We start from the raw sequence: 14,400 nt of genomic DNA on the forward strand, positions 1-14,400 counted from the left end.
TCTAGTCAGTCACCGCTGGCGTGGCGCTGGCGTGCGAGTCACCCGGCGTTGTGTTCCGCGGCCGACGCGTCCTCCAGAAGGGGTCTGATCTGCTCGGCCTGCGGGTTGCCGTACTCCCGTAGCCGCTCGTACGCCTCCCGCAGGAACCATTGCGCCCGCTGCGGCTTGCCGCCCTCCAGCAGCGCCTCGCCGAGTCGCCAGTGGACGATCGCCTCCTCGAAGGGCATCGTGCCGGCGCGGCAGGCCACGAGCCCCTGCTCGCCGTGGCGGATGGCCAGCGACACCCGGCCGGACAGGCGCAGCGCGCGGGCCAGGTCGGCGTGCAGCTCGGCCTTCAGCCGGACGAACCCCAGCTCGTCCGCGATCGTCATCGCCTGCTGGAGCAGCTCGATCGCCTCCGCCGGGCGGCCGCGGGACAGTTCGGCGCTGCCCAGCGCAGCCAAGCTCACCGCCTCGCTACGAGAGTTGCCGATCGAACGGTTGATCGCCAGCGCGCGCCTGGCCGCCTGCGCCGACTCGTCCAGTGAGCCCTTCAGCAGCAGGGCGTACGCGAGGTTGTTGAGCGTCACCGCCTGCCCGACCGCGTCGTCGCGTTCGCGGGCGTTGGCGAGCGAACGTTCGAGGGTCGAGATCGCCTCGTCGTAGCGGCCGACGAAGGTCAGGCAGGTGCCGAGGTTGAACAGCGCGATCCGCTCGCCGTGCCGGTCGCCGAGCTCGCGCTTGATGTCCAGGACCTCGGCGAGCATCGAGATCGCCCGGTCGTACTGCGCCCGCTGCGACAACAGCGAGCCGTAGTTGTTCAGCGCCACACCCTCGCCGTGCCGGTACCCGATCCGGCGGCAGATCTCCAGTGAACGCTCGTACCACTCCTCGGCCTCGTCGAGCTTCGACTGCGAGGTCAGCCCGTAGGCCATCCGCTCGGCGTGGTCGGCCTCGGCCCGCTCGTCGCCGAGCTTGCGGGCGACCGCGAGCGCCTGCTCGAGGCAGTGCCGGGCGTCCAGCCGCAGCGTACGGATGTCGAGGAACGGCCCGAGCGCGGTCACGACCAGCATCGTCGTACGCGAGCTCTCGTCGTCGCGGGCCGCGGCCTGGTAGACGATCGCGAGCAGGTTGGGGTACTCCTGCTCGGTCCAGGCCAATGCCTCCGCGCGATCCGCCAGCGGCAGCGCGCCGGTCGTGTCGAGCTTGGCGTTCCGCGGGCCCGACCGGATCAGCTGGGAGGCCCGTGCGGCCGTCGCCGTCCAGCAGGCCCAGGCCCGGTCCAGCGCCGCCCGGCGCGCGTCCACCGTCTCGTGCTCGTGCGCCATCTCCCTGGCGTAGTCGCGTACGAGGTCGTGCATCTGGAACCGGTCGGGGGCCGGGCTCTGCAGGAACTGCGCGTCGGCCAGCCGGTCGAGGGCGTCGGCGGCCTCGCGTTCGGGCAGGTCGAGCAGCCGGGCCGCGATCGGTGTGGCGATGTCGGGCCCGTCGAGCAGGCCGAGGAAGCGGAACGCCCGCACTGCCTGCTGGCCGGCGAGGTCGTCGCTGTCGGCCAAGGTGCGGTACGTGATGTCGAAGCAGGCGCGGACGTCCAGGTCGGCGTGGCCGAGCTCGTCGAGCCTGCGCCGCCGGTCCTCCAGTCGTTCGACGAACGCCGAGACCGGCCAGGCCGGCCGTGACATTACCCGGGCCGCCGTGATCCGCAACGCCAGCGGGAGGTGGCCGCACAGCTCGGCCAGGCGCAGCGTCAGCTCGGGTTCGGCCGCGCACCGGCCCGTCGCGTCCAGCTGGGTGAGCACCGCGGCCGCGTCGTCCGGGGACAGCACATCGAGGCCGATGTGCACGGCGTCGTCGAGCGTCGTGAGCGGTGTCCGGCTGGTGACCAGCGCCGCACAGTCGATGCCGGCCGGCAGCAGTGGGCGTACCTGCGCGGCCGTACCGGCGTTGTCGAGTACGACGAACAGCTGGCGGTCGGCGGTCAGCGAACGGAACAGCGCGGACGCTTCGTACGGATCGGCCGGCACCGCGCCGCTGTCGACGCCGAGCCCGCGCAGGAAGCGGCTCAGCACCTCCAGCGTGCCGGTTCCCGGCCGCCCGGCGCCGGCCCCGGCGCCCGCCTGCAGGTCGGCGTAGAGCTGGCCGTCGGGGAACGCCTCGACGACGGAGTGCGCGATCTCCGACGCCAACGCCGACTTGCCGATGCCACCGGGGCCGTACACCGCGACGACCGCGCAGCCGCCGGTGTCGGCGCGACGCAGGGCGGCCTGTGCGGCCGCCAGTTCCGGCGTCCGCCCGACGAAGCTGCCGGCCCGGCGGGGAAGCTGCCGGGGAACGCTGGTGGCCGGAGCCGGTCCCGATGCCGACGCCGCGCCACCTGCCGAAGCGGCCAGAACTGCCGGACCCGCGGCCGGCGGCTCGGCTGCCGGAGCCGGCTCGACCGGCGCCTCCAGCGTCGGGTCGCGGCGCAGGATGCGCTGGTGCAGCCGCTGCAGCTCGGGGCCGGGCTCCTCGCCCAGCTCGTCGGCGAACCGCTCGCGGGTACGTGCGTACAGGTCGAGGGCCTCGGCCCGCCGTCCCGTCCGCGCCAGGCAGCTCAGCAGGCGGGCGATCAACGGCTCCGAGTGGGGGTACTCCTCGACCCACCCGGCCAGCTCGTCGACCAGCGCGGCCTCGCGGCCGAGCGAGATCTCCAGCTCCGCGAGGTCGGTCAGTACGCCGAGCCGTTGTTGCAGCAGGTTGTCGCGGGTCCGGACGGCCCACTCGCCGGCCAGGTTGACGAACGGAGCGCCGCGCCAGAGCGCGAGCGCGGTGCGCAGCAACGTGGCCGACTGCTCCGGCTCGGTGCCTCGGGCCTGCTTGGCCTGCTTGGTGAGCTGCCGGAATCTCGCCAGATCCACCGCTTCGGCCGAGACGTCGAGCAGGTATCCGCCCGACCGCCGGATGATGTCGACGCCCTCACCGAGCGTCTTGCGCAGCCGGGCGACGTAGCTGTAGAGCACTCCGCGTACGTCGGAAGGCAGGGACTCGCCCCAGACCCGGTCGACCAGAACGTCGATCGGGACCAGGTGACCCGGTGTGAGCGCCAGCGCGGCCAGCACGCAGCGTTGCTTGGCCGACGTGACGGCGATCTGCTGGTCACCGGACCACAGCTCGACCGGGCCAAGCAGCCGGATCTGTACGTCCTGACTCACCGACCGCCACCCTCCGTGTTGCTTGTCAAAGCCTGTCCGAGTCCCATTTCACCAGAACCGGTCGTCGCAAGATACGCGACAAGCTTTTTGAAAGGTTCGCGACAACTCCGGCATCGCATGCTCGTTCCGGTGGTTCCGAGGGGCCAGGCGCCGAAACGGGGGTGCTGGCGGGGGAGCCCAAAGGAAACCGGCGCTGACGGTCTCTCGGAACCGCCGTCCAACTGGCGGACGTTCTTGAACGGGGCAAGGGGTGAGTCGCACGATGCGCGGAATCCACGCACCAAGCACCAGTCGGTAACCCATTGTTTTGCCGTAGGTTTGTACGCGTGACGGCTCTGATCGATCTGCGTAGTGACACCGTGACGAAGCCCGGGGAGGGCATGCGTGCCGCGATGGCGCGAGCCGAAGTCGGCGACGACGTCTACGGCGAGGACCCGGGGTGCATCGCACTCGAGGAGCGGGTCGCCGCTCTGCTCGGCAAGCCCGCCGCGCTGTTCACCGTCAGCGGCTCGCTGGCCAACCTGCTCGGCGTACGCGCGCTGGTGCGGCCCGGCCAGGAGTTGCTGTGTGAGGCGCAGGCTCACGTTGCCCGGGCCGAGCTCGGCGGGCACGCGGTGGTCTCCGGCGTCACCACCCGCACCTGGTCCGAGCCCCGCGGGCTGGTCGATCTCGATGCCGTCCGCGCGCTGCTGGCACCCGACGCCGGACCCTACTTCGTATCGACCGCGGCGGTCGCGGTGGAGAACACCCACAACTTCGGCGGCGGGTCGATCCAGTCCTACACCACTCTGCGCAAGCTGCGCGAGATCACCGGCGAGGCCGGCGTCCGCGTCCACCTGGACGGCGCCCGGCTGTGGAACGCCTCGATCTCCAGCGGAGTCGGGCTCGGCGACTACGCCGACCTGGCCGACACCGTGTCGGTCTGCCTGTCCAAGGGCCTGGGGGCGCCCGTCGGGTCGTTGCTGGTCGGTAGCGCCGAGGTGATCGCGGAGGCACGGGTGTGGCGCAAGCGGCTGGGCGCGGGCTGGCGGCAGGCGGGCGTGCTCGCGGCCGCGGGCCATTACGCGCTCGACCACCACATCGACCGCCTGGCCGAAGACCACGCCAACGCCAGGTTGCTGGCCGAGACCCTGGCCGACGCGGTGCCGGGCGTCGTGGAGCCGGCCGAGGTCGAGACCAACATCGTCGTGATCGACGTGTCGACGACAGGACGTACCGCCGACCAGGTGGCCGACCACGCCAAGCGCGAAGGCGTGCTGGTCGGCGCGCTGGGCTCGCACCTGCTGCGGCTGGTCACCCACCTCGACGTCGACCGGGCGGCCTGCCACCGGGCGGCCCACGTACTGATCGAAGCCGTCCGGGGCTGAGGAGCGCGTCGCGAATGACCACGTTAACCACGTAATTAGCTGGTGAACCACGCCCCGGGTCGTGGCGAAGGTCCTACTGGCGTGGTTAACGTGGTCATTCGCAAGCCAGCCTGTTACGGTTTTCGCGATACCAGACCGACTGGAGCTAAGCTCGACGCATGGTTGGCCTCGTGATCGACAGGACCTTCCCCTTGTACGGGATGGACCACGAGCGCGGCGACCTTGCGCCCTAACTTTCGGCGGATCTCTGCACAGCTGTTGTCTTCCTGTCAGCATCGATACCGCCGAGGTTCTCCATGTCCGCACTTCGTTCGTTCATTGCTGCCCTGCCCAAGGTCGAGCTCCACCTGCACCTGGTCGGCTCCGCGTCCGCCGAGACGGTGCTCGAGCTCGCCCGGCGCCACCCCTACGCCGGTGTGCCAACCGACGCCGAGGAGCTCGCGAAGTTCTACGAGTTCCGCGACTTCCCGCACTTCCTTGACGTCTGCCACCTCGTCGACGGCCTGATCCGTACCGGCGACGATGTGGTCGCGCTGGTCACCGGCCTGGCCCGGGACGCCGCGCGAAGCAACGTGCGGTACGCCGAGGTGACCGTCACCGCGCTGTCGTTCCTTTCGACCGGCGTCGAACCGGACGAGCTGACCGACGCGCTGGCCCGCGGCCGGCAGCTCGCGCACGCCGACCACGACGTCCGGCTGAACTGGATCATCGACATCCCCGGCTCGCGCGGCCAGGAGGGCGCCTGGGAGACGCTGGCCTACGCGCTCCGGCATCGTCCCGAAGGCCTGGTGGCGTTGGGACTAGCCGGCCGCGAGGTCGGCCGCGCCCAGTTCCGCCGGCAGTTCACGATCGCGCGCGAGGCCGGCTTGCGTTCGGTCGTGCACGCGGGCGAGACCACCGGCCCGGCCAACGTCTGGTCGGCGATCAACGACCTCGGCGCGGAACGCATCGGCCACGGGATCGGTGGCGTCACCGACCCGCGGCTGCTGGACTACCTGCGCGACCACGCGATCCCGGTCGAGGCCTGCCCGACGTCCAACGTCTGCACGCGCTCGGTCGACCGGTTCGACGTGCACCCGCTGCCGCGGTTCCTCGACTTCGGCGTACCGGTCACGCTGTCGACCGACGATCCCGGCATGTTCGGCATCACGCTCGACGAGGAGTACGCCAAGGTCGCCGAGACGTTCGGCCTCACCCGTTCCGAACTGGCCGGCATCGCGCGTACCGGCATCGATGCCGCCCTCTGCGACGAGCCGACCAAACGCGGACTCCGTGCCGAAATCGACGCACTGATGAGCGGGCCGCACGGCTAGGATCGCTTGCCGATGGAGTCCAGCAGCGAGTCCTGGTTACGTCGTCTCGGCGGTTACTGCTGGCGGTTCCGAAACTCGCTGCTGCTCGCGATCGTCGGCATCGTCGTCGGCGGTGTCGTAGCCGCGCTGATTCCGCTGATCGCCCGCGAGGTCGTCGACGAGGTGATCCTCGGCAAGCGGCAGCCGCTCGCACCCTGGCTGCTCCTGCTGCTCGCCGCGGGCACGATGCGCTTCCTGGCCAGCTTGGTCCGCCGTTACTTCATCGGCCGCGTGCAGATCGGTGTCGAGTACGCCTTGCGTACCGACGTGTTCGCCGCACTGCAGCGGCTGGACGGCGACCAGCAGGGCCGGCTGCGTACGGGCCAGGTCGTGAGCCGCACGATCTCCGACGTGACCGCCGTGCAGCGTGCGTTGCAGGTCGGCATGGTGACCACGAACCTGCTGATGTTCGTGGTCTCACTGGTCGTGATGGCGGTCCTGTCGCCGCTGCTCACGATCGTCGCGCTGGTGACGCTGCCGCTGCTGTACTTCGCGGCCCGGCGTGGCAGCCGCGTGCTGTTCCCGTCGTTCTGGGACTACTCCCATCGGACCGGCGAGCTGGCCGGCGTCATCGAGGCAGCTGTCACGGGCGTCCGCGTGGTGAAGGGCTTCGGCCAGGAGCAGCGCGAGCAGGAGAAGCTCGAGGCCGCCGCGACCGAGCTGTACGGCGCGGGCATCCGGCGCACGCGCTTCGCCAGCCGGTTCGTGCCCACGTACAACGCGATTCCCGCGCTCGGGCAGATCTGCGTGCTCGCCCTCGGCGGCTGGCTCGCGCTGCGCGGCGAGATCACGATCGGCACGTTCCTGGCGTTCGCGACCTACCTCGCGTCGATGGTCGGGCCGGTCGTGGGGTTCGTCGGGCAGCTGGAGTTCCTGCAACAGGCGCAGGCCGCACTGCTGCGGATCTTCGAGCTCGTCGACGCGCGGCCCACGATCACCGACCGGGCCGACGCCCGTCCGGCGCCGGACGGCTCGCTGTCGATCGAGCTGGACCACGTGACGTTCGGGTACGACGACGGGCATCCCGTCCTGCGCGGCGTGTCGTTGCGGGTCGAGCCCGGCGAGACGCTGGCGCTGGTCGGTGGGACGGGATCCGGCAAGTCGACGGTCGCGTTGCTGTTGGCGCGCTTCCACGACCCGCAGTCCGGCGTGGTGCGGATCGGGGGGCAGGACGTCCGCGAGCTTTCGCTTGTGTCGTTGCGGAAACGGCTCGGGATGGTGTTCGAGGAGAGCTTCCTGTTCTCCGACACGCTGGGCAAGAACATCGCCTTCGGCCGTCCGGACGCGACGTCCGAGGAGATCATCGATGCCGCGCGGGCGGCTGAGGCGGACCGGTTCATCCGTAACCTGCCGGACGGCTACTACACCGAGATCGGCGAGCGTGGGCTCACACTCTCCGGCGGCCAGCGGCAGCGGGTCGCGCTGGCCCGGGCGTTGCTGCTGCATCCACCGATCCTGGTGCTGGACGACGCCACGTCGGCGGTCGACGCGGGCATCGAGGCCGAGATCCACGCGACGATGCGGCAGGTGATGCACGGGCGTACGACGTTGCTGATCGCGCACCGGCGTTCGACGCTGCACCTGGCCGACCGGATCGCTGTGCTGCACCACGGCGAGGTCGTCGACGTCGGCACGCACGAGGAGCTGCTGGCGCGATGCGCCCGCTACCGGCTGCTGCTCTCGGGCCACGACGAGGAGATCGAGGGCGAGTCGTCGGCGTCGGTGTCCGCGTCCGCGCCGGAGCTCACGGCGAGCCTGTGGGAGCATGCGCCGCCGGAGGAGGGCACCGGAGCGTTCGGCACGGTCGGGCTGCCGCCGGAGAAGGCGCAGCTGGTCGCCCGGCTGCCACCGCTCACCGAGACGCCTGGCGTCTCGATCTCCGAAGCCAGGCAGCCGGACACCGATTTCCAGATGCGGCGGCTGTGGAGACCGTTCCGCGCCGGCCTGCTGCTGACGATGGGCCTGATCGTGCTCGACGCGGCGTGCCAGCTCGCCGTACCTTGGCTGGCGCGACACGGCGTCGACCAGGGCGTGCAGGCCCACGACACGGCGGTGCTGTTCGGCCTGTCGGCGCTGGCGTTCGGCACCGTCGTTCTCGACTGGGGCGTACGCCGGTGGCAGGTCCTGGTGACCGGCCGGACGGGCGAACGGATGCTGTTCTGGTTGCGCGTGAAGATGTACGCGCACCTGCAGCGGCTCGGCCTCGACTACTACGAGCGCGAGCAGGCCGGCCGCCTGATGACGCGGATGACGACCGACATCGACTCGCTGACGACGTTCATCCAGACCGGCTTCGGGCAGGCGGCGGTCGCGGTGCTGTCGTTCTTCGGCGTGCTCGGCGTGATGTTCGCGATCGATCCGGGCGTGACGCTGGCGCTGTTCGCCACGATCCCTTGCTTCGTCGTCGTGGTGTTGATCTACCGGCGATACTCCAACCGGGCGTACGAGCTCGCGCGCGACAAGCTCTCGCTCGTCAACGCCAACCTGCAGGAGAACGTCGCCGGCATCCGCGTCACGCAGGCGTACTGCCGTGAGGGACGCAACATCGCGAAGTTCGAGCGGCTGGCGCGCGACCACTACGACGCGCGGATGCGGTCGCAGACGTATCTCGCGGTGTTCTTCTCGTTCATCGAGTTCGCCAACGAGCTGGCCGTCGCGATCGTGCTCGGCGTTGGCGCGTGGCGAGTGGCCGACGGCAGCTTGACGGCGGGCGGCATCACGGCGTTCCTGCTCTACATCGCGTTGCTGTTCTCGCCGATCCAGCAGATGTCGCAAGTGCTCGACGGCTACCAGCGCGCGGCGGTCGGCGTACGGCGGATCAGCGAGCTGTTGTGCACGCCGACGTCCACGCCGGTCGCGGCGGCGCCGGTGCCGGCCGGTGCGTTGTCGGGCTCGCTTTCGTTCTCCGGCGTGCGGTTTCGCTATGGCGGCGCGGACGCCGAAGAGGCGTTGCGGGGCATCGATCTGCGGATCGCGCCCGGCGAGAACGTCGCCGTGGTAGGCGAAACGGGCGCCGGCAAGTCGACGTTGCTGAAGCTGCTGGCGCGGTTCTACGACCCGACGGCGGGCGCGGTCCTGGTCGATGGCGTCGACCTGCGGACGCTGGACCTCTCGGGCTACCGCCGGCAGCTGGGCCTCGTACCGCAGGAGGCTTACCTGTTCTCGGGCTCCGTGCGGGACGCGATCGCGTATGGACGGCCGTCGGCGTCGGACGCGGAGGTCGAGCAGGCGGCGCGTTCGGTGGGCGCCCACCCGATGATCGCGACGCTGCGGTACGGCTACCGGCATCCGGTGGGGGAGCGGGGACAGACCTTGTCGGCCGGGCAGCGGCAGTTGCTGGCGCTGGCGCGGGCGCAGCTGGTAGACCCCGCGATCCTCTTACTGGACGAGGCGACGGCGGCCCTGGACCTGGCGACCGAGGCCGCCGTAGCCGCGGCGACGCAGCGCCTGATCCGGCGGCGTACGACGTTGGTGATCGCGCACAGGTTGACGACCGCGCAACAGGCCGACCGAATCCTCGTACTCGACGGCGGCCAGGTGATCGAGACCGGCACGCATGACGACCTGCTGGCGGCTGACGGTCGTTACGCCTCACTGTGGCGGGCGTTCACAGGCGAGGCCGCGCGAAGCCCTGCACCTGGTTGAGCACAGCGCGCTCAGCCGACGGCCGAGGACGCCGAATGGCGTAGCCTACGAACCGTGGTTCGTTGTGCCGTCTGACCAGCGCGCGGGGTGACCGATGGGTGGTGCGTTCGATCGTCCGGGCAAGGCCCCGGACGTCCCCGACGAGGCCGGCGATGCCCCGACCAGCCCGCCGTCGCGCGCCGAGACCCGGCTCAACCTCGACAACGAGAGCGACGAGCAGCTGATCTGGACTTGCTCGAAGGCGACACCGTCGATTTCGCTGGTGCGACCTGGAAGATCACCAAGGTCTACGAGCCATCGACCAGCACACGAGGGCCTGTGGCGACGCTGACGAGGGTCTAGAGAGGTGGGCCGTCTCCGCTGGATTCTTGGTAGGAGTAGCGGGACTCGGCCCAGGGGTCGGCGACGTTGTGGTAGCCGCGCTCTTCCCAGAAGCCTCGGCGGTCTTCGGTGAGGTACTCCACGCCGCGGAGCCACTTGGGGCCTTTCCAGGCGTACAGGTGGGGGAGTACGAGCCGGGCGGGACCGCCGCGGTCGGGGGCGAGGAGTTCGCCGTTGACGTGGGTGGCGATGAGCGTCGTCGGCGCCTCGAAGTCGGAGAAGGGGAGGTTGGCGGAGTAGCCGTACTCCGCCCAGGCCATGACGTAGCGCACGTCCGAACGTGGAGGGGCCAGCGACAGCAGCGCCGACGTCGAGATGCCTTCCCACAGCAGGTCCATCACGCTGAAGCCGCTCACGCAGTGCAGGTCGGCGCGGACCTTCTGGCGGGCGCCGCCGGCGGCCAGAGCAGCCAGGTCGAACGTGACTTCCTCGCCCGACGCCGTCGCACCGAAGATGGTGATGTCCCAGCGTACGTTGACTTTCCGCCGCGGCACCGGACCGTAGTGCACGATGCGCCACTGCTCGGCCGGACGCTGGCCGGGGGGAAGTGCCCGGCGAGCATCAAGCTGCGGGGACACCGACGTGGTGATGTCGTTGTCCTGGTGGCTGCCCTGCACGAAACCCAATCCTCCCACACGCGGCGGAGCCGCATATATCTGCACCGGGGCGCCAGCCGTCCGGCGGCTACCCGCCAACCGCCCCACCTGCGGAACCACCGGCAGAACCAGCGGAACGACCAGCCACGTCTCCCGTTCGCCCCCGCGACGGCGTCAGTTCAGTTACGTACATCGCCGCCAGGATCAGCCCACCACCGAGCAACAGACGTAGAGTAACCGACTCGCCACCGAGCAGCACTGCGAACACCGCCGCCCACACCGGCTCCATGCACATCACGATGGCGGCCCGCGTCGGCGGCAGGTGTGCCTGCGACCACGTCTGCATCACCAGCGCGAACGCCCCCGCCACCAGCGCCATGTAGACCACAGACAGCCAGTCGCCACCGCCGGCGGGCAGCACGAACCCACCGGGCACCGCCGCCACGCCGCAGACGACGGCGATCACCCCCATCTGGACGACTGCCAGCCCCAGCGCGTCCTTGCCGCTGCTCCACGCACCCAGCCCCACGATGTGCAGGGCATACAGGCCGGCCGACGCCAGCGTCAGCAGCTCGCCGTATCCGAACGCGAACCCCCGCAGCGCCAGCAACCCCAACCCAAAGGTCGCCAACACAACCGCCACCCAGGCCGGCAGCCGTACGCGATGCCGTAGCAGCACAGCCGCGAACAGCGGTGTCATCACGACGTACATCCCCGTCACGAACCCCGACACCGACGCCGCCGTGTGCTCGAGCCCGGCCGTCTGCAGGATCTGCGCCAGCCCGTACAGCAGCCCGAGCACCACCCCGCGCCACCGCGCGGCGGTGGACAGCCGCAGCACCGCCCGCGGCACGATCAACGCCAGCACCACCGCCGCGATCGCGAACCGGATCGCCAGGAAGTCAGGCACCGGCATCCGCAGCAGCAGGTCCTTGATGAGGAAGAACGTCGAGCCCCAGACCGCCGTCACGGCCAGCAGCCCGAGCATCGCCAGCCTGGTGTGGTCACGAGCAGCGGTGGCGGGTGCGGGGGCGAGTGGATCGCCGGTCATCCGCGCAGCTTCTTCAACAGCGCGATGTCCTCGGCGTACGCGTCCTTGCCGCCGGGAGTCTCGAGGATGATCGGCACGTCGCGCATCGCCGGGTGGACGAACAGCTCCGAGAATGCCTGCTCGCCGATGCGCCCCTGCCCGATCCGCTCGTGCCGGTCGCGGTAGGAGCCGCGCGGGTCCTTGGAGTCGTTCCCGTGCACGAGCCGCAGCCGACCGGCGCCGGCCAGCGAGACCAACGAGTCGAGCGTCGACGACATACCGCCGGGCTCGTCCAGCGGAGCCCCGGCCGCGAAGACGTGACACGTGTCGAGGCAGATGCCGACCCGCGGATGCCAGTCGAGCGCCGAGAGGTACGCCGGCAGGTCGTCGACCCCGGCGCACAGCGACCGCCCCTGCCCGGCCGTCGGCTCGAGCAGCAACGCCGGCCCCGAGTCGCCAAGCGAGTCGAGTACGGGCAGCAGCGCCTCCCGCACCTGCCGCAGCGCAGCGTCGTAAGCCCCTTCGGACACACACGATCCGGTGTGGACGACCACCCCGAGCGCACCGATCGCAGCGCCACGCGCGAGGTTGTGCCGGATCGAGGCGACCGACCGTTCGAGCGTCGAAGCGGTCGGCGACCCGAGGTTGACCAGATAGGGCGTGTGGACGTACGCCCGCACGCCATGCTCCGAGCACAGCGAACGAAACGCCTTGTCCTGTTCGGGATCCCCGGCTGTCAGCGCCCATCCGCGCGGGTTGCCCGCGAACACCTGCACGGCCTCCGCGCCGATGTCCTGCCCGAACGCGAACGCACCGCGAGCCAGCCCACCGGCGGCCTTGACGTGCGAACCAACAGGGGAGCCAGGGGACAACGACAAGGTCATACGATCTCGAGCTTGATGACCGAGCCCGTGGGCGCCATGGTGTTGCCGACCGGCGTCTGCGACACGACCGCGTTGAGCCCGACGTAGACGTTCGAACGCGTGGTCTCGACCTGGAAGCCGAGCTCTCGCAGCTTCTTCTCGGCGTCGGCGACGTTCCAGCTCAGCACGCTCGGCACCTGGGTGAACTCGGGCCCCTTGGACACCGTGAGCGTCACCTTGTCGCCGCGATGCCCCTGCCCCGCCGGCGGATCCTGTGCCGTCACCTGTCCCTTGGGAGCGGTGTCGTTGAACTCCTCGTTGACCGAGGCTTCCAGGCCGAGGTTGTCGAGGGCGGTGCGTGCCGCGTTGACGTCCTGGCCGACGACCGACGGGATCTGGACGGGTTCGGGGCCCTTGCTGAGCACCAACCCGACGGGAGTGTCGCGGCGCAGCAGCTTGCCGGCGGCGGGTGAGGTGCTGATGACCCGCCCCTCCGGAACGCCGGCGCTGTATTCGGTCGTCGTCTTGTCGACCGCCAGCCGGTTGTTGGTGAGCAACCGCCGCGCGTCCTCTTCGCTGAGCCCACGCAGGTCTGGGACCTTGTAGCGCTCCGGTCCCTTGGACAGCCAGACCCGCACCTTGGCGCCCTTGAGCACCCGGTCCGACTGCTCGGGATCGGAGCGCATCACCAGTCCCTTGGCGATCGACTCGCTGAACTCGCGCCCGGCCACCTCGAACTGCAGCCCCGTGCGCTCGCCCAGCGCGGACAGCTGCGCCGGATCGGTCTCGAGCAGGGAGGGAACGTGGGTGTAGCGGGCGATGCCGAGCCACCAGGCGCCGGCCCCGCCGAGCAGGATGATCGCCAGCACCAGCCCGAGCGTCGCCAGCCCACGCGGGCTGCGGATCGGGTTGCCGGGCGCGGCGGCGGGAGCGGGCTGGCGCTGGACCGACACCTGCTGCCGGAACGGATGCGCCGGCTCCACCGTCGCGGTGCGGTCGGTCTCCTCGTCGACGTAGATCGGCGTGAGTGGCGCGACCACCGTGTGCTCGACCTCGAACTCCGGGTCGGGGACCCGCCGGAACGACAGCAGGTCCTCGGCCAGGTCGGGGTCGTCGACGCCCTGCAGGAGGGCGGTGTGCGCGCGCCGCAGCTGCTGCAGGAGCACCTGGGCGTCAGTAGGTCGTACGTCGGGGTTGCGGGCCGTCGAGCGCAGCACCAGTCCGTCGACGAACCGCGGGATGTCGGGCACGAGCTCCGACGGGGCCGGAACATCGGCGTTGACGTGGAGGTAGGCGACCTGGATCGGCGTCTCGCCGTCGTGCGGCTTCTGCCCGGTCAGCATCTCGTAGAGCAGGATGCCAGCGGAGTAGACGTCGGCCCGCGCGTCGGCGACGCCGTTGGTGAGCTGCTCGGGCGCGAGGTACGACACCGTGCCGATCAGCAGGCCCTGCGTGGCCGTGCTGACCGTGGAGCCTCCGACCGCCCGGGCCACGCCGAAGTCGGCGACCTTGACCTCGCCGGAGTCGCTGATCAGGACGTTCTCGGGCTTGACGTCGCGGTGCACCAGCCCGGCCTGGTGGGCGGCCGACAGCGCCCGCAGGATCGGGTCGAGCAGCTCGAGCGCCTCGATGGGGGACAGCCGGCCGACCTCACGCAGGTGCTGGCGCAGCGTGCGGCCCGGCACGTATTCCATCGTGAGATAGACGGCCTCGTTGCCGTCGGTCTGGTCGAAGCCCTGGTCGAACATCGCGACGACGTTGGGATGCGACAGCTTGGCGGCAGAGCGCGCCTCACGCTGGAAGCGGCGGACGAACTCGGCGTCCTCGGCCAGCGCCGCGTGCATCACTTTGACCGCTACCGGACGCTGCAGCCGGGTGTCGCGGGCTTCGTAGACGGTGGCCATGCCTCCGCGCGCGATTCGGCGCTCGATGAGGTACCTGCCGTCGAGCAGGCGGCCGGCCATCGGGTCGGTCACGGTCACGTCCACGCGCACGA

The 14,400-nt window shown here is 70.5% G+C and carries 8 protein-coding genes; 3 read left to right on the forward strand and 5 right to left on the reverse strand.

All coding sequences use genetic code 11. The features are described 5' to 3' along the window. Positions 1–38: 38 nt before the first annotated feature. Entirely contained in the window at positions 39–3,170 is a 3,132-nt protein-coding gene (locus ACYVF6_RS22910; protein ID WP_460524521.1) for an AfsR/SARP family transcriptional regulator, read from the reverse strand. 326 nt (positions 3,171–3,496) lie between these two features. On the opposite strand from ACYVF6_RS22910, the gene ACYVF6_RS22915 reads away from it, so the two are divergent. The 3 genes from ACYVF6_RS22915 to ACYVF6_RS22925 all read left to right on the forward strand — a co-directional run bounded on the left by ACYVF6_RS22915 (position 3,497) and on the right by ACYVF6_RS22925 (position 9,534). Further along, positions 3,497–4,537, forward strand: a complete 1,041-nt coding sequence (locus ACYVF6_RS22915) for a threonine aldolase family protein (RefSeq protein ID WP_460524522.1) — start codon at positions 3,497–3,499, stop codon at positions 4,535–4,537. 296 nt (positions 4,538–4,833) lie between these two features. After that, positions 4,834–5,850 carry an adenosine deaminase family protein gene (add, locus tag ACYVF6_RS22920; RefSeq protein ID WP_460524523.1) on the forward strand — a complete coding sequence of 339 codons (1,017 nt, stop codon included), beginning with the start codon at positions 4,834–4,836 and terminating at the stop codon, positions 5,848–5,850. Between the two features lie 12 nt (positions 5,851–5,862). After that, positions 5,863–9,534, forward strand: a complete 3,672-nt coding sequence (locus ACYVF6_RS22925) for an ABC transporter ATP-binding protein (RefSeq protein WP_460524524.1) — start codon at positions 5,863–5,865, stop codon at positions 9,532–9,534. A 338-nt stretch (positions 9,535–9,872) separates the two neighbouring features. Here ACYVF6_RS22925 and ACYVF6_RS22930 read toward each other — a convergent pair whose 3' ends face one another. The 4 genes from ACYVF6_RS22930 to pknB all read right to left on the reverse strand — a co-directional run bounded on the left by ACYVF6_RS22930 (position 9,873) and on the right by pknB (position 14,392). Beyond that, positions 9,873–10,532, reverse strand: a complete 660-nt coding sequence (locus ACYVF6_RS22930) for a molybdopterin-dependent oxidoreductase (protein ID WP_460524525.1) — start codon at positions 10,530–10,532, stop codon at positions 9,873–9,875. A gap of 67 nt (positions 10,533–10,599) precedes the next feature. After that, positions 10,600–11,562, reverse strand: coding sequence for a DMT family transporter (locus ACYVF6_RS22935; RefSeq protein WP_460524526.1), 963 nt, complete (start codon positions 11,560–11,562; stop codon positions 10,600–10,602). Continuing rightward, positions 11,559–12,419: a deoxyribonuclease IV gene (locus tag ACYVF6_RS22940; protein WP_460524527.1), complete on the reverse strand. Its 861-nt coding sequence runs from the start codon at positions 12,417–12,419 to the stop codon at positions 11,559–11,561. The genes ACYVF6_RS22935 and ACYVF6_RS22940 overlap by 4 nt, the downstream gene beginning before the upstream one ends. Before the next feature lie 2 nt (positions 12,420–12,421). Next, complete coding sequence (gene pknB / locus ACYVF6_RS22945) at positions 12,422–14,392, reverse strand: Stk1 family PASTA domain-containing Ser/Thr kinase (RefSeq protein WP_460524528.1); 1,971 nt, start codon at positions 14,390–14,392, stop codon at positions 12,422–12,424. Positions 14,393–14,400: the final 8 nt, after the last annotated feature.

It is taken from the genome of Flindersiella endophytica (assembly GCF_054779015.1).

What these genes read in the sequence shown, in the direction of transcription:
- add (WP_460524523.1), top strand. Translation starts at nt 4,834, where the DNA reads ATGTCCGCACTTCGTTCGTTCATTGCTGCCCTGCCCAAGGTCGAGCTC.
- ACYVF6_RS22925 (WP_460524524.1), top strand. Translation starts at nt 5,863, where the DNA reads ATGGAGTCCAGCAGCGAGTCCTGGTTACGTCGTCTCGGCGGTTACTGC.
- ACYVF6_RS22935 (WP_460524526.1), bottom strand. Translation starts at nt 11,562, where the DNA reads ATGACCGGCGATCCACTCGCCCCCGCACCCGCCACCGCTGCTCGTGAC.